The organism is Pseudonocardia autotrophica (assembly GCF_003945385.1).
In the GTDB taxonomy this organism is placed as follows: domain Bacteria; phylum Actinomycetota; class Actinomycetes; order Mycobacteriales; family Pseudonocardiaceae; genus Pseudonocardia; species Pseudonocardia autotrophica.
This window is the reverse complement of the sequence record NZ_AP018920.1, coordinates 5,811,262-5,832,322: the sequence shown is the minus strand read 5'-3', so window position 1 is coordinate 5,832,322 and position 21,061 is coordinate 5,811,262. Positions and strand designations below refer to the sequence as shown.

Annotated in this window: 17 protein-coding genes and 1 pseudogene; all 18 read left to right on the top strand. The window is 72.9% G+C overall.

Translation table 11 applies throughout. The annotated features are described in order from the left end of the window. Positions 1-314 precede the first annotated feature (314 nt). The 18 genes and pseudogenes from Pdca_RS36505 to Pdca_RS27200 all read left to right on the top strand — a co-directional run bounded on the left by Pdca_RS36505 (position 315) and on the right by Pdca_RS27200 (position 21,019). Positions 315-1,532: a nucleotide-binding protein gene (locus tag Pdca_RS36505; protein ID WP_085910733.1), complete on the top strand. Its 1,218-nt coding sequence runs from the start codon at positions 315-317 to the stop codon at positions 1,530-1,532. Next, on the top strand, positions 1,532-1,723 hold the full coding sequence (locus Pdca_RS27285) for a hypothetical protein (protein ID WP_085910734.1): 192 nt from the start codon (positions 1,532-1,534) through the stop codon (positions 1,721-1,723). Before Pdca_RS36505 ends, Pdca_RS27285 begins: the two co-directional genes overlap by 1 nt. Before the next feature lie 45 nt (positions 1,724-1,768). Further along, entirely contained in the window at positions 1,769-2,704 is a 936-nt protein-coding gene (locus Pdca_RS27280; RefSeq protein WP_085910735.1) for a MinD/ParA family ATP-binding protein, read from the top strand. A 67-nt stretch (positions 2,705-2,771) separates the two neighbouring features. After that, positions 2,772-4,421, top strand: coding sequence for an arginine--tRNA ligase (gene argS, locus Pdca_RS27275; protein ID WP_085910736.1), 1,650 nt, complete (start codon positions 2,772-2,774; stop codon positions 4,419-4,421). Between the two features lie 4 nt (positions 4,422-4,425). After that, the gene (lysA, locus tag Pdca_RS27270; protein ID WP_085910737.1) at positions 4,426-5,883 is read left to right on the top strand and encodes a diaminopimelate decarboxylase; all 1,458 of its coding nucleotides are present in this window, start codon (positions 4,426-4,428) and stop codon (positions 5,881-5,883) included. Between the two features lie 112 nt (positions 5,884-5,995). Continuing rightward, on the top strand, positions 5,996-7,390 hold the full coding sequence (locus Pdca_RS27265; protein WP_085910738.1) for a homoserine dehydrogenase: 1,395 nt from the start codon (positions 5,996-5,998) through the stop codon (positions 7,388-7,390). A gap of 130 nt (positions 7,391-7,520) precedes the next feature. Beyond that, positions 7,521-8,621, top strand: a complete 1,101-nt coding sequence (gene thrC / locus Pdca_RS27260; RefSeq protein WP_085910970.1) for a threonine synthase — start codon at positions 7,521-7,523, stop codon at positions 8,619-8,621. Next, positions 8,621-9,538 (top strand): homoserine kinase, encoded by a 918-nt coding sequence (gene thrB, locus Pdca_RS27255; RefSeq protein WP_085910739.1) that lies wholly within the window; start codon positions 8,621-8,623, stop codon positions 9,536-9,538. The genes thrC and thrB overlap by 1 nt, the downstream gene beginning before the upstream one ends. 383 nt (positions 9,539-9,921) lie before the next feature. Continuing rightward, positions 9,922-12,288, top strand: coding sequence for a transcription termination factor Rho (gene rho, locus Pdca_RS27250; protein ID WP_373865505.1), 2,367 nt, complete (start codon positions 9,922-9,924; stop codon positions 12,286-12,288). Positions 12,289-12,407: 119 nt separating this feature from the next. Further along, positions 12,408-12,629 carry a 50S ribosomal protein L31 gene (gene rpmE, locus Pdca_RS27245; RefSeq protein WP_085910740.1) on the top strand — a complete coding sequence of 74 codons (222 nt, stop codon included), beginning with the start codon at positions 12,408-12,410 and terminating at the stop codon, positions 12,627-12,629. 87 nt (positions 12,630-12,716) lie between these two features. Further along, positions 12,717-13,817: a peptide chain release factor 1 gene (prfA, locus tag Pdca_RS27240; protein WP_085910741.1), complete on the top strand. Its 1,101-nt coding sequence runs from the start codon at positions 12,717-12,719 to the stop codon at positions 13,815-13,817. Positions 13,818-13,938: 121 nt separating this feature from the next. After that, the gene (gene prmC / locus Pdca_RS27235; RefSeq protein WP_085910742.1) at positions 13,939-14,811 is read left to right on the top strand and encodes a peptide chain release factor N(5)-glutamine methyltransferase; all 873 of its coding nucleotides are present in this window, start codon (positions 13,939-13,941) and stop codon (positions 14,809-14,811) included. A 192-nt stretch (positions 14,812-15,003) separates the two neighbouring features. Continuing rightward, a complete protein-coding gene (locus Pdca_RS27225) occupies positions 15,004-15,666 on the top strand; it encodes an L-threonylcarbamoyladenylate synthase (protein ID WP_085910743.1) in 663 nt (220 codons plus the stop codon). A 69-nt stretch (positions 15,667-15,735) separates the two neighbouring features. Continuing rightward, on the top strand, positions 15,736-17,019 hold the full coding sequence (locus Pdca_RS27220; protein WP_085910972.1) for a serine hydroxymethyltransferase: 1,284 nt from the start codon (positions 15,736-15,738) through the stop codon (positions 17,017-17,019). Between the two features lie 37 nt (positions 17,020-17,056). Continuing rightward, a pseudogene (locus Pdca_RS37175) lies at positions 17,057-18,223 on the top strand (glycosyltransferase family 4 protein); the annotation flags it as partial. A gap of 870 nt (positions 18,224-19,093) precedes the next feature. Beyond that, on the top strand, positions 19,094-19,552 hold the full coding sequence (locus tag Pdca_RS27210; protein WP_085910744.1) for a Cg1360 family ATP-synthase-associated protein: 459 nt from the start codon (positions 19,094-19,096) through the stop codon (positions 19,550-19,552). Positions 19,553-19,889: 337 nt separating this feature from the next. Beyond that, complete coding sequence (gene atpB, locus Pdca_RS27205) at positions 19,890-20,663, top strand: F0F1 ATP synthase subunit A (RefSeq protein WP_085910745.1); 774 nt, start codon at positions 19,890-19,892, stop codon at positions 20,661-20,663. Positions 20,664-20,770: 107 nt separating this feature from the next. After that, complete coding sequence (locus Pdca_RS27200; RefSeq protein ID WP_085910746.1) at positions 20,771-21,019, top strand: ATP synthase subunit c family protein; 249 nt, start codon at positions 20,771-20,773, stop codon at positions 21,017-21,019. The last annotated feature ends 42 nt before the right edge of the window (positions 21,020-21,061 follow it).

Genomic DNA, 21,061 nt, shown 5'->3' with positions numbered 1-21,061 from the left:
CACCACTTCGGAGTCGATCGGTGACCGTCCGGGGCGGGCGTCGACCGGCGCCCGCGCGGGGGTCTGTGCGCGGGTGGCCGGGGTGGACGGCCCGGCGGGCCCGGCCGGGCCGGTGGAGCACCGGTCGACCCGGTCACGACGGCGTGCTCCGGGTTGGACCGTCGGGCCGCGGTCCGAGCCGACGAATGGTGGACACGCACGGCGCGAATATCGTACAAACATCCCATCGATGATCTCCGAAGCGTTGGTGCGCAAGAGCGGGCCATCCGTTGGGGGAGAGCCGGTACAGGCGCGATCTGGGGGGATACGCCGACATGGAGACGCGACGGCGGAACTGCGCTCTGCCGGGGTGCGGTGAGACCATCGAGCAGTTCGCCGACCGGCCGGTCCGGCTCTACTGCGGTGCCGAGCACCGGCGAGCCGCCCGCCGGATACGTGCCGAGCACTCGCTCGCACCGGAGCCGGAGCGCCGCACGCCGGAGCAGCGGGTCCCCGCACCGGACCGCACCTCGGCGGAGATCAACCACGACGCGCTGATCCGGCCCGTCGCACGCCGCGGGCGGCCCGGCGGCGCGGCCCGGACCGGCTCGGGCAGACCGGACCTGCTGCAGCGGATCCGCTCGCCGCTCGCCGGGCCGACCCGGGTGGCGGTGTTCTCGCTCAAGGGTGGCGTGGGCAAGACGACGGTGGCGGCCGGGCTCGGCCTGACGCTGGCGGAGCTGAGGGGCGATCGGATCGCGGTGGCCGATGTCGCCCCCGACCCCGGGACGCTGGCCGAGCGGCTGGCCCCGCCGCCACCGGGAGGCGGCCGCTTCCGGCTCGCCGCGAGGGAGCGGATCGAGACGCTGGGCGAGCTGCTGGATTATGCGGCGCTCGCCGGCCGGCTCACGGTGCTCGGCGCGGCTCCCGGCAGCGAACCCCCCTGCAGCGAGTTCGCCGGCAGCGAACCCCCGGGCGGCGAGTCCCCGGGCGGCGACTCCGCCGACAGCGTGTCCCTCGACGGCGAGTCCGCCGGGAACGGGTCTCCCGGCAGCGGGTCCCCATGGAACGAGCCCCCCGGGTTCGGCGCCGAGCACTTCGCCGGGGTGGACCGGCACCTCACCCGGTTCTCCGACGTCACGATCGCCGACTGCGGCCCGGGGCTGCGGCATTCCGCGGTCCGTGCGGCGGTCCGTGCGGCCGACGTGCTGATCGTGGTCGGCGCGTTCGCCGTGGACGACGCGAGCCGGGCCGCGGCGACCCTGAGCTGGCTCGGAGCGACCGGGGCCCGTAACGCGCTGGTGGTACTCACCGGCGACCGGCACACACCCGAGGTGCCCGCCGACCGGATCCGGGCGTACTTCCGGGGGCGGGCGCGGGCGCTCGTCGAGCTGCCCTTCGATCCGCACCTGCGCTCGGGCGGGCCGATCGACCCGGACCGGTTGCGGGAGGAGTCCCGGGAGCGGTTCCTGGAGCTCGCCGCGCTCGTCGTCGACGGCCTGCCGTCGCCGCGCCGGGCGGTGGACCGGCCCACCGCCTGCGGGGTGCCCTGATGGCCCGCCGCCGCCGGACCCGGGTGGCCCGCGGCCGGTCACCCACCCGCCGCAGCAGGCGGGGCAAGGCGCTGATCATCACCGTGATGCTGGTGATGATCCTGGCGCTGATCGCGTCGCTGCTGATCACCACACCGGACATGGTGCCGGTGCCCGACCTGGAGCCGCTGCCGGTTCCGGGCACGTCCTGACCGTCCCTGCTCACCATCCACAGCGCGCACCCGAGGAGAGTCCTGATGACCGAGCAGGACCAGGCCGCACCGGCCGACGAGATCACCCACGACAACCTGATGCGGCGTAGCGCGGAGCGGCCCCGGCGGGGCTGGCGCAAGGCGCTCTACGAGGCGACCGGTGGCCGTTACAACCCCGGTATCAGTGAGGCGGAGGCCGAGCGCAACGCGCTGTTGCGCCGGATCCGCCGGCAGTTGCCCGGTGCGCACCGGATCGCGGTCACCTCGATCAAGGGTGGGGTGGGGAAGACGACGGTGACCGCCTGTCTGGGGCTGACCCTGGCCGAGCACCGTGGTGACCGGGTGGTGGCGCTGGATGCGAATCCGGACGCCGGGACGCTGGCCGACCGGCTGACGGGGGAGACTTCGATCACCGTCCGGCAGATGTTGGAGAAGATCGACGACATCGACTCGCTGACCGAGATGAGCCGGTTCACCAGTCTGGCGGGTCGGCTGCAGGTGCTGGCCAGTGATCAGGATCCGGCGATGAGCGAGGCGTTCAACCGGGACGAGTACACGCGGATCACCACGGTGCTCTCGCGTTTCTGCAACATCCTGCTGACCGACTCGGGGACGGGGCTGGTGCATTCGGCGATGGAGGGGACGCTGGAGTTGGCCGATTCGATGGTGGTGGTGGGTGCGCCGACGGTGGACGGGGCGAGCCGGGCGGGCAAGACGCTGGACTGGCTGGCCGCGCACGGTCATCGCGAGCACGCGGAGAACGCGGTGGTGGTGCTCTCGCACGATCGCAGCAGTGAGGAGGTCGACGCGGAGAAGATCCATGATCACTTCGCGCAGCGTTGCCGGGCGGTGCTCTCGGTGCCGGCCGATCCGCACCTGGCGGCCGGTGGGCGGATCGACCTGGATCTGTTGCGCGAGTCCACCCGGGAGGCGTTCCTGCGGATCGCGGCCACCATCGCCGACGACTTCCCGGCGCGCTGAGGCGCCCCCGGGACCGGTGCACCACCGGCCCGGAAGTCGGTCGCGTGCACCTCCTAGAATCCTGACGGTGAATCCCGACGTGCTCGCCGACCTGGTCCGTGACGTCGCGCAGGACGTGCTGACCCGACGCGGCCTGGACGTCTCTGCGCTGCCCGCCGACGGCGTCGTCGAGCGGCCCCGTAATCCCGAGCACGGCGACTACGCCACCAACATCGCGCTGCGCACCGCCAAGAAGGCCGGGGTGAACCCGCGCGAGCTCGGCACCTGGCTGGCCGAGGAGCTGGCGACCCGCGAGGGCATCGCGAGCGCCGAGATCGCCGGGCCGGGGTTCATCAACCTGCAGCTGGCCGCCGACGCGCAGGGCGCGATCGTCGGCGAGGTGCTCGCCGCGGGGGCGTCCTACGGCACCGGCGACGAGCTCGCCGGGACACGGATGAACCTGGAATTCGTCTCGGCGAACCCGACCGGGCCCATCCATCTCGGCGGGACCCGCTGGGCAGCGGTCGGCGACGCACTGGGCCGGGTCCTCGAAGCCCGTGGCGCGGAGGTGACGCGGGAGTACTACATCAACGACGCCGGCGCGCAGATCGACCACTTCGCCGCGTCCCTGATCGCCGCCGCGACCGGCGGGCCGACTCCGGAGAACGGCTACGGCGGCGCCTACATCGGGGAGATCGCGAAGCGGGTCGTCGACGCGGAGCCGGGCATCCTCGACCTGTCCGACGCCGAGCGGCACCAGGCGTTCCGCCGGGCCGGCGTGGCCCTGATGCTGGAGGAGATGCGCAGCTCACTGCACGAGTTCGGCACCGACTTCGACGTGTGGTTCAGCGAGCTGTCGCTGCACGAGGCGGGCGCGGTCGAGGACTCGGTCCGGCAGCTGAAGGACAACGGCAGCCTCTACGAGTCCGACGGCGCGTGGTGGCTGCGTTCGACCGAGCAGGGCGACGACAAGGACCGGGTCGTCATCAAGTCCGACGGGTCCCCGGCCTATGTCGCCGGTGACATCGCCTACCTGCGCGACAAGCGGGCCCGCGGGTTCGACCGCTGCATCTACATGCTCGGCGCCGACCACCACGGCTACACGGTCCGGCTGAAGGCGGTCGCCGCCGCGTTCGGTGACGACCCGTCGGTCGTCGAGGTCCTGATCGGGCAGATGGTGAACCTTATCCGCGGCGGCGAGCCGGTGCGGATGAGCAAGCGGGCCGGGACGATCGTCACCCTGGAGGACTTCGTCGACGCGGTCGGTGTCGACGCGGCCCGCTACTCGCTCGTCCGGTCATCAGTGGACTCCACCCTGGACATCGATCTCGACCTGGTCTCCAGCCGCACCAACGAGAACCCCGTGTTCTACGTGCAGTACGCGCACGCCCGGTTGGCGTCGCTGGCCCGCGGCGCCGCTGATCTCGGCATCGTCGCCGGTGACGACTACGGCCTGCTCGAACACCCCCGCGAGGGCGACCTGATCCGCACCCTCGGCGAGTTCGGCGAGGTCGTCCGCTCCGCCGCGGAGCTGCGCGAGCCGCACCGGGTCGCGCGCTACCTGGAGCAGCTCGCCGGGGCGTACCACAAGTTCTACGACTCCTGCCGCGTCCTGCCCCAGGGCGACGAGGACGTCACCGACCTGCACCGGGCCCGGCTGGCGCTGTGCGCCGCCACCCGTCAGGTGCTCGCGGCCGGCCTCGCCCTGCTCGGCGTCGGCGCCCCGGAACGGATGTAGCCCGATGAGAGCCCACCCCGCAGGCCCGCTGCACGCCGGCCTCACCCCCGCACCCGAGTCCGCCGGACCGCGTCCCGGGTCGTCGGCCGAGCTGGATCACCTGGCTCCCGCCGTCTGGCCGCGCAACGCCACCCGCGGCGCGGACGGGGCGCTGAGCGTCGCCGGCGCCGACGTCCGCGACCTGGCCCGGGAGCACGGCACCCCGCTGTTCGTGCTCGACGAGGACGACTTCCGGTCCCGCTGCGCCGAGTTCGCCGCCGCGTTCGGCGCGGGTTCGGTGCACTACGCGGCCAAGGCGTTCCTGTGCACCGAGGTCGCCCGCTGGGTCGCCCAGGAGGGACTGTCGCTCGACGTCTGCTCCGGTGGCGAGCTCGCCGTCGCGCTCCGTGCGGAGTTCCCGCCGGAGCGGATCGCCTTGCACGGCAACAACAAGTCCACCGAGGAGCTGGTCGCCGCCGTCGACGCGGGTGTCGGCGGGATCGTGCTGGACAGCTTCGACGAGATCGCCCGGCTCGACGCCGTCGCCGCCGAGCGCGGCCGCACCGCCCGGGTGCTGATCCGGCTGACGGTCGGGGTCGAGGCGCACACCCACGAGTACATCGCGACCGCGCACGAGGACCAGAAGTTCGGGTTCTCCATCGCGAGCGGTGCCGGTTCCGACGGCAAGGACTCCGCCGCCCTGGAGGCCGCCCGCCGGGTGGTCACCGCCCGGCACCTGGAGCTGGTCGGGCTGCACTCGCACATCGGCAGCCAGATCTTCGAGACCGAGGGTTTCGAGGCGGCCGCCCGCCGGGTGGTGAGGGTGCTCGCCGATCTGCACACCGAGCACGGCTCGGCGAACCTCACCGCGCTGCGCACGCTGGACCTGGGCGGCGGCATCGGCATCGCCTACCGGCCGGCCGACACCCCGCTGTCGATGCCGGCGCTGGCGGAGGAACTGCGGTCGATCGTCAAGCGGGAGTGCGCGGCCGCCGGGCTGGACGTCCCGGGGATCGCCGTCGAGCCGGGCCGCGCGATCGCGGGGCCGGGCACCGTCACCCTCTACGAGGTCGGGACGATCAAGGACGTGCCGCTCGGCGGCTACTCCCGCCGCTACGTCAGCGTCGACGGCGGGATGAGCGACAACATCCGCACCGCGCTCTACGACGCCGAGTACGACGTCCGGCTGGTGTCGCGCTCCAGCGAGCGCGACAGCATCCCGGACGGGGCCGAACCCGTGCTGTGCCGGGTCGTCGGCAAGCACTGCGAGTCCGGGGACATCGTGGTGCGGGACTGCTGGTTGCCGGCCGATCTCGCCCCGGGTGACCTGCTCGCGGTCGCCGCGACGGGGGCGTACTGCTATGCGATGGCGTCCGGGTACAACCGGCTGCCGCGGCCCGCCGTCGTCGCGGTGCGCGAGGGCGCCGACCGCACTCTGCTGCGCCGCGAGACACTGGAGGACCAGTTCCGGTTCGAGGTGTGATCCCTGACGACCGGCCGCGGTGAGTGAGAACGGCCACCCGGGGCGTCCGGGATCGGCCTGACCAGGAATGATCGGCGCCCGCTGGGGCGGGTGCGGTACGCGAGGAGGGCTTGTGGCGAGGGGCGAGAACGGGGCCGTCCGGGTTGCGTTGCTGGGCTGCGGCACCGTCGGTACCGAGGTGGTCCGGCTGATCACCGACCAGGCTGCGGACCTGACCGCGCGGGTCGGTACGCCGGTCGAGCTGGTCGGCGTCGCCGTCCGCAGGCCGCACCGGCACCCGTGGCTGACCGAGAATTTCCCGCACCTGGTCACGACCGACGCGGGTGCGCTCGTCGCGCGCGACGACGTCGACGTCGTAGTCGAGGTGATCGGTGGCATCGAGCCGGTCCGCGGCTGGCTGCTGGAGGCGCTGAAGGCCGGCAAGTCGGTGGTCACCGCGAACAAGGCGCTGCTCGCCGAGGACGGCCCGGCCCTGGCGGAGGCGGCCGATGCCTCCGGTGCCGACCTCTACTACGAGGCCGCCGTCGCCGGGGCGATCCCGTTGCTGCGCCCGCTGCGCGAGTCGCTGGCCGGGGACCGCATCACCCGGGTCGCCGGGATCGTCAACGGCACGTCGAACTTCATCCTGTCCGCGATGGCCTCCGACGGCACCTCCTACGCCGACGCGCTGGAGGAGGCCACCCGGCTCGGTTACGCCGAGGCCGACCCGAGTGCCGACGTCGACGGTTACGACGCCGCGTCCAAGGCGGCGATCCTGGCCACCCTCGCGTTCCACACCCGGATCACCGCCTCCGACGTGCACCGCGAGGGGATGCGCGGGGTCAGCTCGGCCGACGTCGCCGCGGCCCGCAGGCTCGGCTGCACGATCAAGCTGCTCGCCATCTGCGAGCGGGTGACCGACGAGCGCCCGGACGGCACGGCTGCGGCGTCGGTCTCGGCCCGCGTCTACCCGGCGATGGTGCCCGACGCGCACCCGCTGGCCCGGGTCGACGGCGCGTTCAACGCGGTCTTCGTCGAGGCCGAGGCCGCCGGCCAGCTGATGTTCTACGGCCAGGGCGCCGGTGGCGCGCCGACCGCGTCGGCGGTGCTCGGCGACCTGGTCGCGGTGGCCCGCAACCGGGTCGGCGGTGGCCGCGGCCCGCGCGAGTCGGCGTACGCCAGCCTGCCGGTGCGCCCGATCGGCGACGTCCCGACCCGTTACCACGTCGACCTGGAGGTCGCCGACCGCGAGGGCGTGCTGGCCGCGATCGCCGGCGAGTTCGCCCGCCAGGGTGTCTCGATCGCCGCCGTGCGCCAGACCGGCGGGGTCAACGGCTCCGTCGACCGCAGCGACGGCTCCGGGCTCAGCCCGGCCCGGCTGACCGTCGTCACGCACTCGGCGCGGGAGGCGGCGCTGTCCGCGACGGTCGCCGCGCTCGCCGATCTCGATCACGTGATCGGGGTGGTCGGTGTGCTGCGGGTGGAGGGCCTCGGCCGGGCGGTCAGCGCGCTGGGCATGGGCGAATGACGGTGCGGCACCGGACGACGGTGCGGCACGAGAAGACGGTGCGATCCGGCTGTTGCCGGTCCAACACAGGAGGCGACCGGCGATGACCGGCAGCGTGCACAACGTCCGGGGCCCGGCCGCCGGCGGCCCGATGCCAGGGGTCCAGGCGACCGGGGCGGTGGCGCCCCCGCCACCGGGACACTGGCCGGGGGTCGTCGAGGCCTACCGGGACCGGATGCCGGTGCAGCCGGACTGGACGGTCGTCACCCTCGGCGAGGGCGGGACGCCGCTGCTGCCCGCTCCGCGGCTGTCCGAGCGGACCGGCTGCCAGGTGTTCCTCAAGGTCGACGGCGCCAACCCGACCGGCTCCTTCAAGGACCGCGGGATGACGATGGCGGTCACCGCCGCGCTCGCCGACGGTAAGCAGAGCGTGCTCTGCGCCTCGACCGGCAACACCTCGGCGTCGGCGGCCGCGTACGCGACCCGCGCCGGGATGACGTGTGCGGTGCTGGTCCCGCGCGGCAAGATCGCGCTGGGCAAGCTGGCCCAGGCCGTCGCGCACGGTGCCCGGATCCTGCAGATCGACGGCAACTTCGACGACTGCCTGGAGCTGGCCCGCAAGACCACCGCCGACTACCCGGCGATCGCGCTGGTCAACTCGGTGAACCCGACCCGGATCGCCGGCCAGGCGTCCGCGGCCTACGAGATCTGCGACCAGCTCGGGCAGGCCCCGGACATCCACTGCCTGCCGGTCGGCAACGCCGGCAACATCACCGCGTACTGGAAGGGCTACCGCGGCTACCACTCCGACGGGCTGATCTCGGAGCTGCCGCGGATGTTCGGCTACCAGGCCGCGGGTGCCGCACCGCTGGTGCACGGCGCACCGGTGAAGGACCCGGAGACGGTGGCCACCGCGATCCGGATCGGCGCCCCGGCGTCCTGGCGCGGCGCGACCACCGCCCGGGACGAGTCGGGCGGGAAGTTCGCCGCCGTCACCGACGACGAGATCCTCGCCGCCTACCGGCTGCTGTCGGCCGAGGAGGCGGTGTTCGTGGAACCCGCGTCCGCGGCCAGCGTCGCCGGGCTGCTGCAGTCCTGTGCGGACGGCACGCTGCCCAAGGGCTCGCTCGTGGTCTGCACGGTCACCGGGCACGGCCTGAAGGACCCGGACTCCGCGCTGCTCACCGCGCCCGACCCGGAGATCGTGCCGATCGATCCCGGCGCCGTCGCGGCGGCTCTCGAGCTGGCCTGATGGGTCGTCCGACACGGGTCCGCGTCCGGGTGCCGGGCTCGACCGCCAATCTCGGGCCCGGCTTCGACTCGCTGGGGATGGCGCTCGGGCTCTACGACGAGATCGAGGTCGAGACGTTCGACACCCCCGGGCTGTTCGTCGACGTCGCGGGCGAGGGTTCCCGGCACGTCCCGCGGGACGAGCGCCATCTCGTGCTGCGGGCGATGCGGCAGGCGTTCGAGCTGTTCGGCGGGTCCGATCCGGCGGCGACCCCGGCGGGTCTGCGGTTGCGCTGCACGAACGCGATCCCGCACTCGCGCGGGCTGGGCAGCTCGGCGGCCGCCGCGGTCGCCGGGGTGACCGCCGCCGCGGTGCTCTGCGGGCGCGACGTGGCACTGGAGCGGGACGCCCTGCTGCAGCTCTCGGCCGGCATGGAGGGGCACGCGGACAACGCGGCGGCCAGCCTGATGGGCGGTTTCGTCGTGGCGTGGGAGTCGTCCGGTGCGGCGCGCCGGTTCCACGCCGAGAAGCTCGACGTGCATCCGGACGTGCATCCGGTCGCGTTCGTCGCGGGAACCGAGTCGTCCACGAAGACCACCCGCGGCCTGCTGCCCGACGAGGTCCCGCTGGCCGACGCGGCCTTCACCGGCAGCCGGTGCGCGCTCGCCGTGCTGGCGATGACCCGGCGGCCGGATCTGCTGCTCGACGCGACCGAGGACCGGTTGCACCAGCCCTACCGGCGGTCGGCGTACCCGGCGTCGCTCGGGCTGGTCGAGGACCTGCGCGGGCACGGCGTACCCGCGGCGATCTCCGGTGCCGGTCCCACGGTGCTGGCGTTGACCGCGGACGGGTCCGTCCCGGACGCCGTCGACACCGGCGGCTTCGCGGTGCTGCCGCTGCCGGTGGACACCACCGGCGTCCAGGTCGACATCGCCTGAGCTGCGCCGGACGCACGGGCCCCGCATCCGCCGACGGCAATGGCGCCGGTGCCGGCGCGGGCGGTGGCGGCGGTGGCGGGCGTGACGAACGCGACCGTGCTCGGTGGACTCGCCGGGTGGGGGTTGTTGCCGCCCGCGAGCGATACGTCTAGTCTCGGCGCTGTACGGCGATCCACGCGACATTCGCGTAGTCTGCAGCCGGGCCCGCTCGCCCGATCTCCTTTCTGACTGGACTCGGAATCCCGAACGGGCGGCCTGACACCCGCGACGTCGTCGTGGTCTTCCATTTTGTGAATGCTGCCGGTGTGGCTCACCCGCGCCGGTCAAGCGCGTGACATCCCCTGACCTGGACAGGACAACCGGGTCGGTCAGGAAGGAACTCTGTGAGCGAGACCGATCTCGCCGGAACCGGGACCGCATCGAACGAGGCGGCTCCCCGCCGTCGCGGCGGCCTGTCCGGCATGGTGCTGGCGGAACTTCGTCAGCTGGCCACCGAGCTGAACGTTCCCGACATCTCCGGCATGCGTAAGGGCGACCTGATCGCGGCCATCAAGGAGCGTCAGGGCGGTGCCGCCACCCCGGCCCGGAAGCCGAAGGCGAAGCCTGCGGCGACCGGTTCCGACGGCGCCGACGCCCCGCAGCTCTCCCTCGGGGACGCCGGATCCGAGGCGGCCCCCGAGCCGGCCGCGAAGCCGGCGTCGAAGCCGGCCGCCGAGCCGGCCTCGAACGGGGCCGCCGAGCAGGCCGAGGCGCCCGCGCCGCGTGCCCGCCGCCGTCGCGCGGCGACCCGGCCGGCCGGTGCCCCGGAGGCTGTGGCCGAGCCGGCCGCCAGTCCGGAGGCGACGAGCACGCCGGCCGCGGAGGCTCCCGCAGCCCCGGCTCCGGAGCCGGAGTCGCCCGCCGCGGCGGCCGTCGCCGAGCTGACCCCGGTCGCTCCGGCCGAGGACTCCGCGCAGCAGGACCGCCCGGAGCAGGACAAGGCCGACCTCAAGCCCTCCGGCGACGACCGCAAGGGTGACCGGAACGACGACGGGCAGGAGGGCGGCGGTCGCCGTTCCCGCACCCGGCGGCGCGGTGGCCAGGGCGACGACGCTCCGGCGAAGGACTCGGGCCAGAAGGACGCCCAGCGCGACGCCCAGCCCGACTCCGGCGACGACTCCCGTGACGGTGGCCGCGGCGGCCGCAACCGGGACAACGACAACGGTGGTCGCGGCGGGCGCAACGGCCGGGGCGGTGACACCCGCAACGGTGACACCCGCAACGGTGACACCCGCAACGGTGACACCCGCAACGGCGACACCCGCAACGGCGACACCCGCAACAGCGACGGCCGGGGTGACGGCAACCGGGGCGAGAGCAACCGGGGTGACGGCAGGGGTGACGACGGGGGCCGCAACGGCCGCAACAACCCGGGTCGCAACAACGGCGGGAACGCCAGCAACCTGGGCAACGCGGCGAACGCCGGTGCCTTCAACGACGACGACGATGACGACGGTGACGGCCGCGGCCGTCGCGGCCGCCGGTTCCGGGACCGCAGGCGCGGCCGGGACCGCGAGCGTGGCGGAAGCGGCGGCGGTGGCGGCAACGTCGACACCGAGATCCGTGACGACGACGTCCTGCTGCCGGTCGCCGGGATCGTCGACATCCTCGACAACTACGCGTTCGTCCGGACCACCGGATACCTCTCCGGTCCGACCGACGTGTACGTGTCGATGTCGATGGTCCGCAAGAACGGCCTCCGCCGCGGCGACGCGATCACCGGCGCCGTCCGCCAGCCCCGTGAGGGCGAGCAGCAGCGGCAGAAGTTCAACCCGCTGGTGCGGGTGGACACGATCAACGGCCGGGACCCGGAGTCCGCGCGCAACCGGCCCGAGTTCATGAAGCTGACCCCGCTCTACCCCAACGAGCGGCTCCGCCTGGAGACCGACCCGACCCAGCTGACCACCCGGGTCATTGACCTGGTCATGCCGGTCGGCAAGGGGCAGCGTGCGCTGATCGTGTCGCCGCCGAAGGCCGGCAAGACCATGGTCATGCAGGCGATCGCGAACGCGATCACCACGAACAACCCCGAGTGCCACCTGATGGTCGTGCTGGTCGACGAGCGGCCGGAGGAGGTCACCGACATGCAGCGGTCGGTGAAGGGTGAGGTCATCGCCTCCACCTTCGACCGCCCGCCGTCGGACCACACCACGGTCGCGGAGCTCTCGATCGAGCGCGCCAAGCGTCTCGTCGAGATGGGCCACGACGTGGTCGTCCTGCTGGACAACATCACCCGTCTCGGCCGGGCCTACAACCTGGCCGCGCCGGCGTCCGGCCGGATCCTCTCCGGCGGTGTCGACTCGACCGCGCTGTACCCGCCGAAGCGGTTCCTGGGTGCGGCCCGCAACATCGAGGACGGCGGCTCGCTGACGATCTTCGCCACGGCACTGGTCGAGACCGGGTCCACGATGGACACGGTGATCTTCGAGGAGTTCAAGGGCACCGGCAACGCCGAGCTCAAGCTCGACCGCAAGATCGCCGACAAGCGCGTCTTCCCGGCGATCGACGTGGGCGACAGCAGCACCCGTAAGGAAGAGCTGCTGATGTCGCCGGACGAGCACGCCGTGATGGTGAAGCTCCGCCGCGTCCTCGCCGCGCTGGACGACCAGCAGGCGATCGACCTGGTCCTCGACCGGTTGAAGAAGACCAAGACCAACATCGAGTTCCTGATGCAGGTCGCGAAGAACACCCCCGGCAAGGACGACGACTGACCCTCCGGGCCCCGGTGGGAATTCCACCGGGGCCCGGGTGGTTGAATGGCACGTCAGCTTCCCGGCTCCGGTTCACCTTGCGACAGCAGGGACCCGGCGGCCACCGAGAGGAGATTCCCATGCGCGAGGGCATTCACCCTCAGTACGTCGACACCCAGGTCACCTGTGGTTGCGGCAACCAGTTCAGCACCCGCAGCACGAAGTCGAGCGGTGCGATCACCGTCGAGGTCTGCTCGGCCTGCCACCCGTTCTACACGGGTAAGCAGAAGATCCTGGACTCCGGCGGCCGCGTGGCCCGCTTCGAGGCCCGTTACGGGAAGCGCCAGCGCGCCAACCAGTAGCTACCGCCACGGCGCCCGTCCTCTCGCTCACGCGAGGAGGCGGGCGCCGTTTCGCGTTCCCAGCCCGCTCCCGCGACGGAGGACCTCATGACCAGCCAGTCGGTCGACGCGCTGCTCGACGAGCACGCCGAGCTGGAGCAGCGACTCGCCGACCCCGGGGTGCTCGCCGACCAGACCCAGGCCCGCAAGCTCGGCCGCCGCTACGCTCAGCTCGGCCCGATCGTGAGCACCGCGAACGAGCTGGCGCGGGTCCGGGCCGACCGGGACGCGGCCCGCGAGCTCGCCGCCGAGGACCGGGCGTTCGCCGCCGAGGCGGACACCCTCGACGTCCGGGTCGTCGAGCTGGAGACCGCTCTGACCGAGCTGCTGGTGCCGCGCGACCCGCACGACTCGGACGACGTCCTGATGGAGGTCAAGTCCGGCGAGGGCGGCGAGGAGTCCGCGCTGTTCGCCGGGGACCTGGTCCGGATGTACACCCGCTACGCCGAGGCACGCGGCTGGAAGGTCGAGCTGCTCGGCTCCACCCCGTCCGACCTGGGCGGGTTCAAGGACGTCACGCTGTCGGTGCGCGGGCGGAACCCGGCCGAGGGGGTCTGGGCGTCGCTGAAGTTCGAGGGCGGGGTGCACCGCGTGCAGCGGGTCCCGGTCACCGAGTCGCAGGGGCGCATCCACACCTCGGCGGCCGGTGTCCTGGTGTTCCCGGACACCGACGAGACCCCGGACGTCGAGATCGAGGAGAAGGACATCCGGGTCGACGTGTACCGGGCGTCCGGGCACGGCGGGCAGAGCGTCAACACCACCGACTCCGCGGTCCGGATCACCCACCTGCCCACCGGCATCGTCGTGACCTGCCAGAACGAGCGCTCCCAGCTGCAGAACAAGGCCCGTGCGATGGACGTGCTGCGGGTCCGGCTGCAGGCGAAGGCCGAGGCCGAGGCGGCGGCCGCGGCGTCGGAGTCGAGGCGCTCGCAGGTCCGCACCGTCGACCGTTCGGAGCGGATCCGCACCTACAACTTCCCGGAGAACCGGATCTCCGACCACCGGGTCGGGTTCAAGGCGCACAACCTGTCGTCGGTGCTCGACGGCAACCTCGCCGACGTCGTCGCCGCACTGGTGGCCGCGGAGCGGGCCGACGCCATGGCCGGCACCTCGTCCGGCGCCGTTCCGGAGGGCGACGGAGCGGCGTGACCCGTCCGGTGACCCGCGCTGTGAGCCGCACTGTGATCCCCCGCCCGTGTGATCCCGCCGTCGCGTCGCGCCCCGTGCGCCGCTCCGACCGGGAGACTGGGACCGTGACCAGGGGACTCCGGTGAGCAGGCAGCCGCTTCGGGTGGCGATCGCCGAGGCCGAACGGACCCTGGCCGCCGCCGGCGTGGCGTCCCCGCGGGTCGACGCCGAGCTGCTCGCCGCGCACGTGCTCGGTGCGCAGCGCACCACGTTGCCGATGATCCCGCTGGTCGATCCGGACGTGGTGGCGCGGCTACAGGAACTCGCGACCCGCCGGGCCACCCGGGAACCGTTGCAGCACATCCTCGGCACCGCCGTGCTCGGGCCGGTCGAGGTGGCGGTCGGGCCCGGGGTGTTCACGCCCCGCCCGGAGACCGAGCTGCTGCTGGAATGGGGGCTCGGGGCGCTGCGGGACGTGCGACGTCCGGTCGTGCTCGATCTGTGCACCGGCTCCGGGGCACTCGCGCTGGCCTTCGCGGTGTCCCGCCCGGACGCCGATGTGCACGCGCTGGAGGCCGATCCGGCCGCGTTGTCCTGGACCCGGCGCAATCTCGACGCGCACGTCGGCGCGGGCGGGCGACCGGTCACGCTGCACGTCGCGGACGTCCGCTGGCCGGATCTGCTGATCGAGCTGGAGGCCGGGGTGGACCTGGTCGTCTGCAACCCGCCCTACGTCCCGGACGGCACGCCGGTGCCCCCGGAGGTCGAGCGCTGGGACCCGCCCGGTGCGGTCTTCGGCGGCCCGGACGGCACCGAGATCATCCAGGCGGTGGTGCGCGGCGCGACCGGCTGGCTGCGGCACGGCGGCTCGCTGGCGATCGAGCACGACGACACCCACGGCGAATCGGTTCCCGCGCTGCTGCGCCGGCGTCGCACCCTCGCCGAGGTCACCGAGCACACCGACCTCACCGGCCGGCCGCGCTTCGTGACGGCCCGCCGGGTCCCGAGCCGCTGAGTCCCGAACCGCTGAGCCCCGAACCGCTGGGCCCCGAACCGCTGGGCCCCGAACCGCTGGGCCCCGAAGCGCCCACCGGGACACCGACGAGCCGGAATTGTCGATCTTCGCGGTGCGCTGAGCTGCATCGTGGCCCGCCCGCGGCGGGCCCGGCCCCGGTCCGCGACGGGGACGGTCGTATTGTCGCGAACCGTGAGCGCACCGCAGACCCAGCCGCTGTTCGACTGCAGCGACCCGACCGAGCGCCGCCGGGGCCTGGCCGCCGCCGCCCGTGCCGTCCGCGCCGGTGAGCTGGTCGTCATGCCGACCGACACGGTGTACGGGATCGGCTGCGACGCCTTCAACGGCACCGGCGTGCAGAGCCTGCTCGCCGCCAAGCGGCGCGGCCCGGACATGCCGGTCGGGGTGCTCGTCGGATCCTGGACGACGATCGACGGCCTGGTCACCAGCGTGCCGCAGGCCGCGAGGGCGCTGATCGAGGCGTTCTGGCCGGGGGAGGTGTCCCTGGTGCTGGAGCACGCGCCGTCGCTGGCCTGGGATCTCGGCAGCACGCGGGGCACCGTCATGCTGCGGATGCCGTTGCACCCGGTGGCCCTGGAGCTGCTGCGCGAGGTCGGCCCGATGGCGGTGTCGAGCGCGAACACCTCGGGCAACCCGCCGGCGGCGAACGTGACCGAGGCGATCACCCAGCTCGCCGGGAACGTCCAGGTCTATCTCGACGGCGGCCCGTCCGGCGCTCCGGTCGCCTCGACCATCGTGGACCTCACCGGCGCCCGTCCGCGGGTGCTGCGCGAGGGCGGCGTCTCGGCCGAGCAGGTCGAGGAGGTCGTCGGCCAGGAGATCGACCGGCCCTGACGAGCTGAAGATGTGATCGCTCCATCAGGGGCGCAGCCAGGGACGACGGGTACCGGTAGCGTGCTGCGGGTGAGTGAGCAGACCTTCTGGGGCCCGGACTTCTCCGCACTGCAGCAGCAGGATCCCGAGATCGCCGGAGTCGTGCTGGACGAGCTGGACCGCCTGCGCGGCGGCCTCCAGCTCATCGCGAGCGAGAACCTGACCAGCCCGGCGGTGCTGGCGGCACTCGGGTCGACGCTGTCGAACAAGTACGCCGAGGGATACCCCGGCCGCCGGTACTACGGCGGCTGCGGCGTGGTCGACCAGGCGGAGAACATCGGCAACGCGCGCGCCAAGGAGCTCTTCGGCGCCGAGTACGTCAACCTGCAGCCGCACTCCGGTGCGAGCGCGAACCTCGCCGCCTACGCCGCGTTCGCCAAGCCCGGCGACACCGTGCTGGCCATGGACCTCAAGCAGGGCGGCCACCTCACGCACGGCAGCAAGGTCAACTTCTCCGGCCTCTGGTTCAACGCGGTGTCCTACCTGGTCCGCGAGGACACCGAGGTCATCGACTACGACCAGGTCCGCGACCTGGCGAAGCAGCACCAGCCGAAGATCATCATCGCAGGCGCGACCGCGTACCCGCGGCTGATCGACTTCAAGATCTTCCGCGAGATCGCCGACGAGGTCGGCGCCAAGCTCATGGTCGACGCCGCGCACTTCATCGGCCTGGTCGCCGGGCAGGCGATCCCGTCGCCGGTGCCCTACGCCGACGTCGTGACCGCCACCACGCACAAGGTGCTGCGCGGCCCGCGGGGCGGCATGGTGCTGTGCCGCGAGGAGCACGCCAAGGCGATCGACAAGGCGGTGTTCCCGTTCTCCCAGGGCGGACCGCTGATGCACGCCGTCGCCGCCAAGGCCGTCGCGATGAAGGAGGCCGCGCAGCCCGAGTACAAGGCGTACGCGCGGCAGGTCATCGCGAACGCCCAGGCGCTCGCCAAGAGCCTGGAGTCCGAGGGGATGCGGGCCGTCTCCGGCGGCACCGACACCCACCTGGCGCTGCTCGACCTGCGGCCGATCGGCGTCACCGGCGGCGAGGCCGAGACCCGCTGCGACCGCGCCGGGATCACCCTGAACAAGAATGCGATCCCGTACGACCCGGCGCCGCCGATGAAGCCCTCGGGCATCCGGGTCGGGTCGCCCAGCGTCACCACCCAGGGGATGACCGAGGCCGACATGGCCGAGGTCGGCACCCTGCTGGCGCGCGCGGTGAAGGCCGAGCACGACACCCCGGCCGGCGACGCCGAGCTGCGTGACGTCGCCGGGGCGGTCACCGCGCTCGTCTCCCGGGCACCGGCCTACCCTCGGGGGTGACCCGAGCCCCCAGGCGGACCGGAGAGGCGTACCCGACGTGCCGGTGGACCAGCTGAGCTATGGACTCCCGATCCGGGAGTTCCTGCTCGTGGGTCTGGTCTCCGCGGTCGTCACACTGCTGCTGACCGGTCCGGTCCGGATGCTGGCGCTGAAGGCCGGCGCCGTCGCCTGGCCGCGGGGACGGGACGTGCACGTCACCCCGACCCCGCGGTGGGGCGGCCTCGCGATGTTCGGCGGGGTGCTCGCCGGGCTGCTGCTGGCACTGTCGCTGCCCGCGCTGCGCCTGGCCTACTTCGAGGGCAGCTCCGAGGTGATGGGCGTCGTCGTCGCGACCGGGCTGCTGGTCGGGGTCGGCCTGCTGGACGACCGCTTCGATCTCGACGCGATCACCAAGTTCGCGGCCCAGGTGACCGCGGGCGGCGTGCTGGTGCTCTACGGCGTGCAGTGGACGACGCTCTGGATCCCGCTCGGCGGTGGCGGCACCGGGATCTCCGGCTCGACGCTGATCCTCGGTCAGGGACAGTCGGTGCTGCTCACCGTGCTGCTGACCGTCGCGCTGGTGAACGCGATGAACTTCGTGGACGGCCTGGACGGGCTCGCCGGCGGGATCGGGCTGATCACCACCCTCGCCACCGCGGTCTTCTGCATCGGCCTGATCAGCGAGAACGGCAACGCCCCCGCCGCGTTCGGGCCGGCCCTGATCGCCGTCGTGCTGGCCGGAGCCTGCCTGGGCTTCCTGCCGCACAACTTCCATCCGGCCCGGATCTTCATGGGCGACACCGGATCGATGATGGTCGGGGTGATGCTGTCCGCGGCGATCACCGCGGCGTCCGGCCGGGTCATCCCGGGCGAGGCGACCTCGGCGACCGACTTCCTCGCGCTGGTCGCGCCGTTGGTCGTGCTCGTCGGGATCGTCTTCATCCCGGTGCTCGACCTGCTGATGGCGGTGATCCGCCGGACCCGTGCCGGGACCAGCCCGTTCAGCCCGGACAAGATGCATCTGCACCACCGGCTGCTGCAGCTCGGGCACAGCCACCGGCGCGCGGTGCTGCTGGTCTACCTGTGGGCCGCGGTGCTCGCCTTCGGTGCGGTGGCGCTCGCGCTGGTGGACGAGACCGGCCTGGTGCTGGCGGCGATCGGGATCGCACTGGTGATCGCCTTCGTCGCGTCCGCGGTGCCGCACCTGTCCCGCGCGCGCAGCGCGGCGTCGGCGGCCGCCTCCGCTTCGCCGACCGGGTCGGCCGACGACGCCGCGCCCCGGCGCCCGTCTGCCGCGGGCGACGACGGCGGGTGGCCGCGGAAGCCGGCCGAACCGGGCACGGCCCCGCCGGTCCGGGCCGCCGGGGAACCGGTGCGTCGGCGGCCGGCCGACGGCACCCCGCCGGGCCGGACGGGTGGGTGGTCCACCGGCCCGGGGGCGGACACCCCCGCGCCCCCGCCCGTAGCCCCGGACCCCCCCGCACACCGGTCCGGAGCCCCGGGTGCGCCCGCGCACCGGCCGAGGGAGACCCCGGTCCCGCCGCCGCACCGCGCGAACGGGGCCCCGGCACACCGGGCGGTCGTCCCGCCGCCGCACCGCACGGGGGAGACACCCGGCTACCGGCCGGAGGGGTCCGCCGCGGCGCCCCGTCCCCCGTGGACCGAGCCGCCGCGCGGTCCGGGCGGGCCACCCGCACGTGCCCTGCGCGGTCCGGGGGAGCGCCCGCCGCCGCACCAGCCGGATTCGACCCCGCCGTCCGGCACCCGCGACTCCCGGCGGAACGGCCGGCCACCGGTGTCGCGTTCCGACGGTGAGCACCCGGCCCCCGATGACGAGCAGCCGCCGCCCGGCCCGGCCCGCACCGACCAGCCGACCCTGCCGAACCCGGTCCGGCGGGACCCGTCCGCCGGCGGCTGATCGCGCCAGGACCGGCACCGGACGGGCCCCGACCTCGACCAGCGGCCAGGTGGCCCCGGGTGTCGATGGTCACGCCGGGCCGGCTCGGCGGCCCCCGCCCGGTGGCGGAGCGGCCGTCGTTACCGTGGGACGGCGCCCGGTCAGCGGTGCGGACCACCGACGAGGAGGCGACGGGCCATGTGGCGGTTGAAGAGGCCGGAGCTCGTGGTCGGTCACGAGCAGGCGATGCGCAGGCTGTCCGCCTCCATGGCGCGCAACGCGGCCCTGCTCGCCGTCCTGGTGGGGGCCGGTTGTGTGATCGCCTTCACCCTGCTGGCCGGCCGGCCGGGCCTCTCCGGCGCCGGGGTCGGTGCGCTGACCTGCACGGTGTTCGGTCTCCTCACATCGGTGCTGGTCAGAGGCACCGCTGAGATGCCTCCCCGGTTTGTGATGCTGGCCTCAGTCACCGGTTGGCTCACCAAGTCGCTGATCCTGTTCGGGGTGCTGTTCGCACTCGGCAGGGCGCCCTGGCTGGACCGCGACGCACTCGTCGTCACCCTGTTGCTGGGCATGATCGCGACGGCGGCGGGTGAGGCGTGGGCCGCGTACCGGATGCGGATCCTGGTGGGCGAGGTTCCGGCAGGTCCGTCCGCTTGACCAGGGCCTATTCGTCCGGTTTGTCGCCCTGCCCCGCGCCGCAGGCGGTTGGCCGGTCGGTGACCGGGAGATGTCGAGTCGGTGGTGTTAACCATCGATTACACGGCGACCCACCGGGATCCGGGTCAAGATCGTTACGCGCTGCGAAGGTGCTGGTGAGCTGCACGTCGGCCCCCGACAGAGCGTAGAAGTACGACTGCTAACATCCCGCTTCGTAGGCGATGTGGGTGATTTTCGGTGATGTGTTCCGAGCGCCCTGGCGCATCGCCCCAGAGGCACCTTGCAGGCGATCCCCGTCCGTGTGAGTCGTGGGACGGGAGCACCGGAAGGACCCCCATTGGGCGAGCTCGTACTGGCGGCTGAAGAGTTCACCCCGCCCGGTCCCAGTGTCTTCAACTACCCCGCGATCTTCGGCGGCGTCACCAAGCCGATGGTGTTGATCGTGCTGTCGGCGGTCATCATCGCGGTGTACTTCGCGGTGGCGACCCGCCGGATGGCGATCGTGCCGGGGAAGGGTCAGTTCGCGCTCGAGTCGTTCTACAACGTCGCGCGCAACGGCATGGCCCGAGACCAGATCGGCAAGGACGACTTCAAGCCGTTCATCCCGCTGATCCTCGGTCTGTTCAGCTTCGTGCTGGTCAACAACTACTTCGGGATCATTCCGTTCTTCCAGATCCCGACCATGTCGAAGATCAGCTTCCCGATCGCGCTGGCGCTGGTGGTCTACGTGGCCTACCACTACGCGGGATTCCGGAAGCACGGCTTCGTCGGGTACATCAAGCACGCCACCCTCCCCAAGGGTGTCCCGATGGCGATCGCACCACTGATCATCGTCATCGAGCTGCTGCAGAAGTTCCTGGTCCAGCCCGCATCGCTGGCGCTGCGACTGTTCGCGGCGATGTTCGCCGGTCACCTCATGCTGGTGCTGGTGGCCGTCGGCGCCGAGTTCATGCTGTTCGCCGGTGGTTTCCTGGTCATCCCGGCCGGGCTGGTGGTCGTCGCCGGTATCGCCTTCACCTTCCTGGAGGCACTGGTCATGACGATCCAGGCCTACATCTTCGCGCTGCTGGCGTCGGTGTTCATCGGCGCGGCCGTGGCCGAGGAGCACTAGGAGTACCCGATCCCGGCGCCCCGGCGCCGGCCTGAACCCGCCGGTTCGTCCGGCCCATCCCCGAACGACCCCCGCCCGAGGGCGGACCCGACGGAAGGAACCCCGAAGTGAGCGCAACGCAGCAGATCCTCGCCCAGGCTGCCGACAACAACGCCGGCTACGCGGCCATCGGCTACGGCCTGAGCGCCATCGGCGCCGGCATCGGCGTCGGTCTGATCTGGTCGGCCGTCGTCAACGGCACCGCCCGCCAGCCGGAGGCCCGTGGCCAGCTGATGGGCATCGGCTGGGCGACCTTCGTGCTCGCCGAGCTGGTGGCGCTGATCGGCCTGGTCGTCTTCTTCATCGCCTCGGCCTGATCGTCGTCCCTGATCCCGGCCCGCTGCCGGCGGCGTGGGACA

Excerpts from the sequence above, each read along its gene's own strand:
- Pdca_RS36505 (WP_085910733.1), top strand. The coding sequence starts at position 315 with ATGGAGACGCGACGGCGGAACTGCGCTCTGCCGGGGTGCGGTGAGACC.
- Pdca_RS27285 (WP_085910734.1), top strand. The coding sequence starts at position 1,532 with ATGGCCCGCCGCCGCCGGACCCGGGTGGCCCGCGGCCGGTCACCCACC.
- Pdca_RS27280 (WP_085910735.1), top strand. The coding sequence starts at position 1,769 with ATGACCGAGCAGGACCAGGCCGCACCGGCCGACGAGATCACCCACGAC.
- lysA (WP_085910737.1), top strand. The coding sequence starts at position 4,426 with ATGAGAGCCCACCCCGCAGGCCCGCTGCACGCCGGCCTCACCCCCGCA.
- thrC (WP_085910970.1), top strand. The coding sequence starts at position 7,521 with ATGCCAGGGGTCCAGGCGACCGGGGCGGTGGCGCCCCCGCCACCGGGA.
- thrB (WP_085910739.1), top strand. The coding sequence starts at position 8,621 with ATGGGTCGTCCGACACGGGTCCGCGTCCGGGTGCCGGGCTCGACCGCC.
- rpmE (WP_085910740.1), top strand. The coding sequence starts at position 12,408 with ATGCGCGAGGGCATTCACCCTCAGTACGTCGACACCCAGGTCACCTGT.
- prfA (WP_085910741.1), top strand. The coding sequence starts at position 12,717 with ATGACCAGCCAGTCGGTCGACGCGCTGCTCGACGAGCACGCCGAGCTG.
- Pdca_RS27210 (WP_085910744.1), top strand. The coding sequence starts at position 19,094 with ATGTGGCGGTTGAAGAGGCCGGAGCTCGTGGTCGGTCACGAGCAGGCG.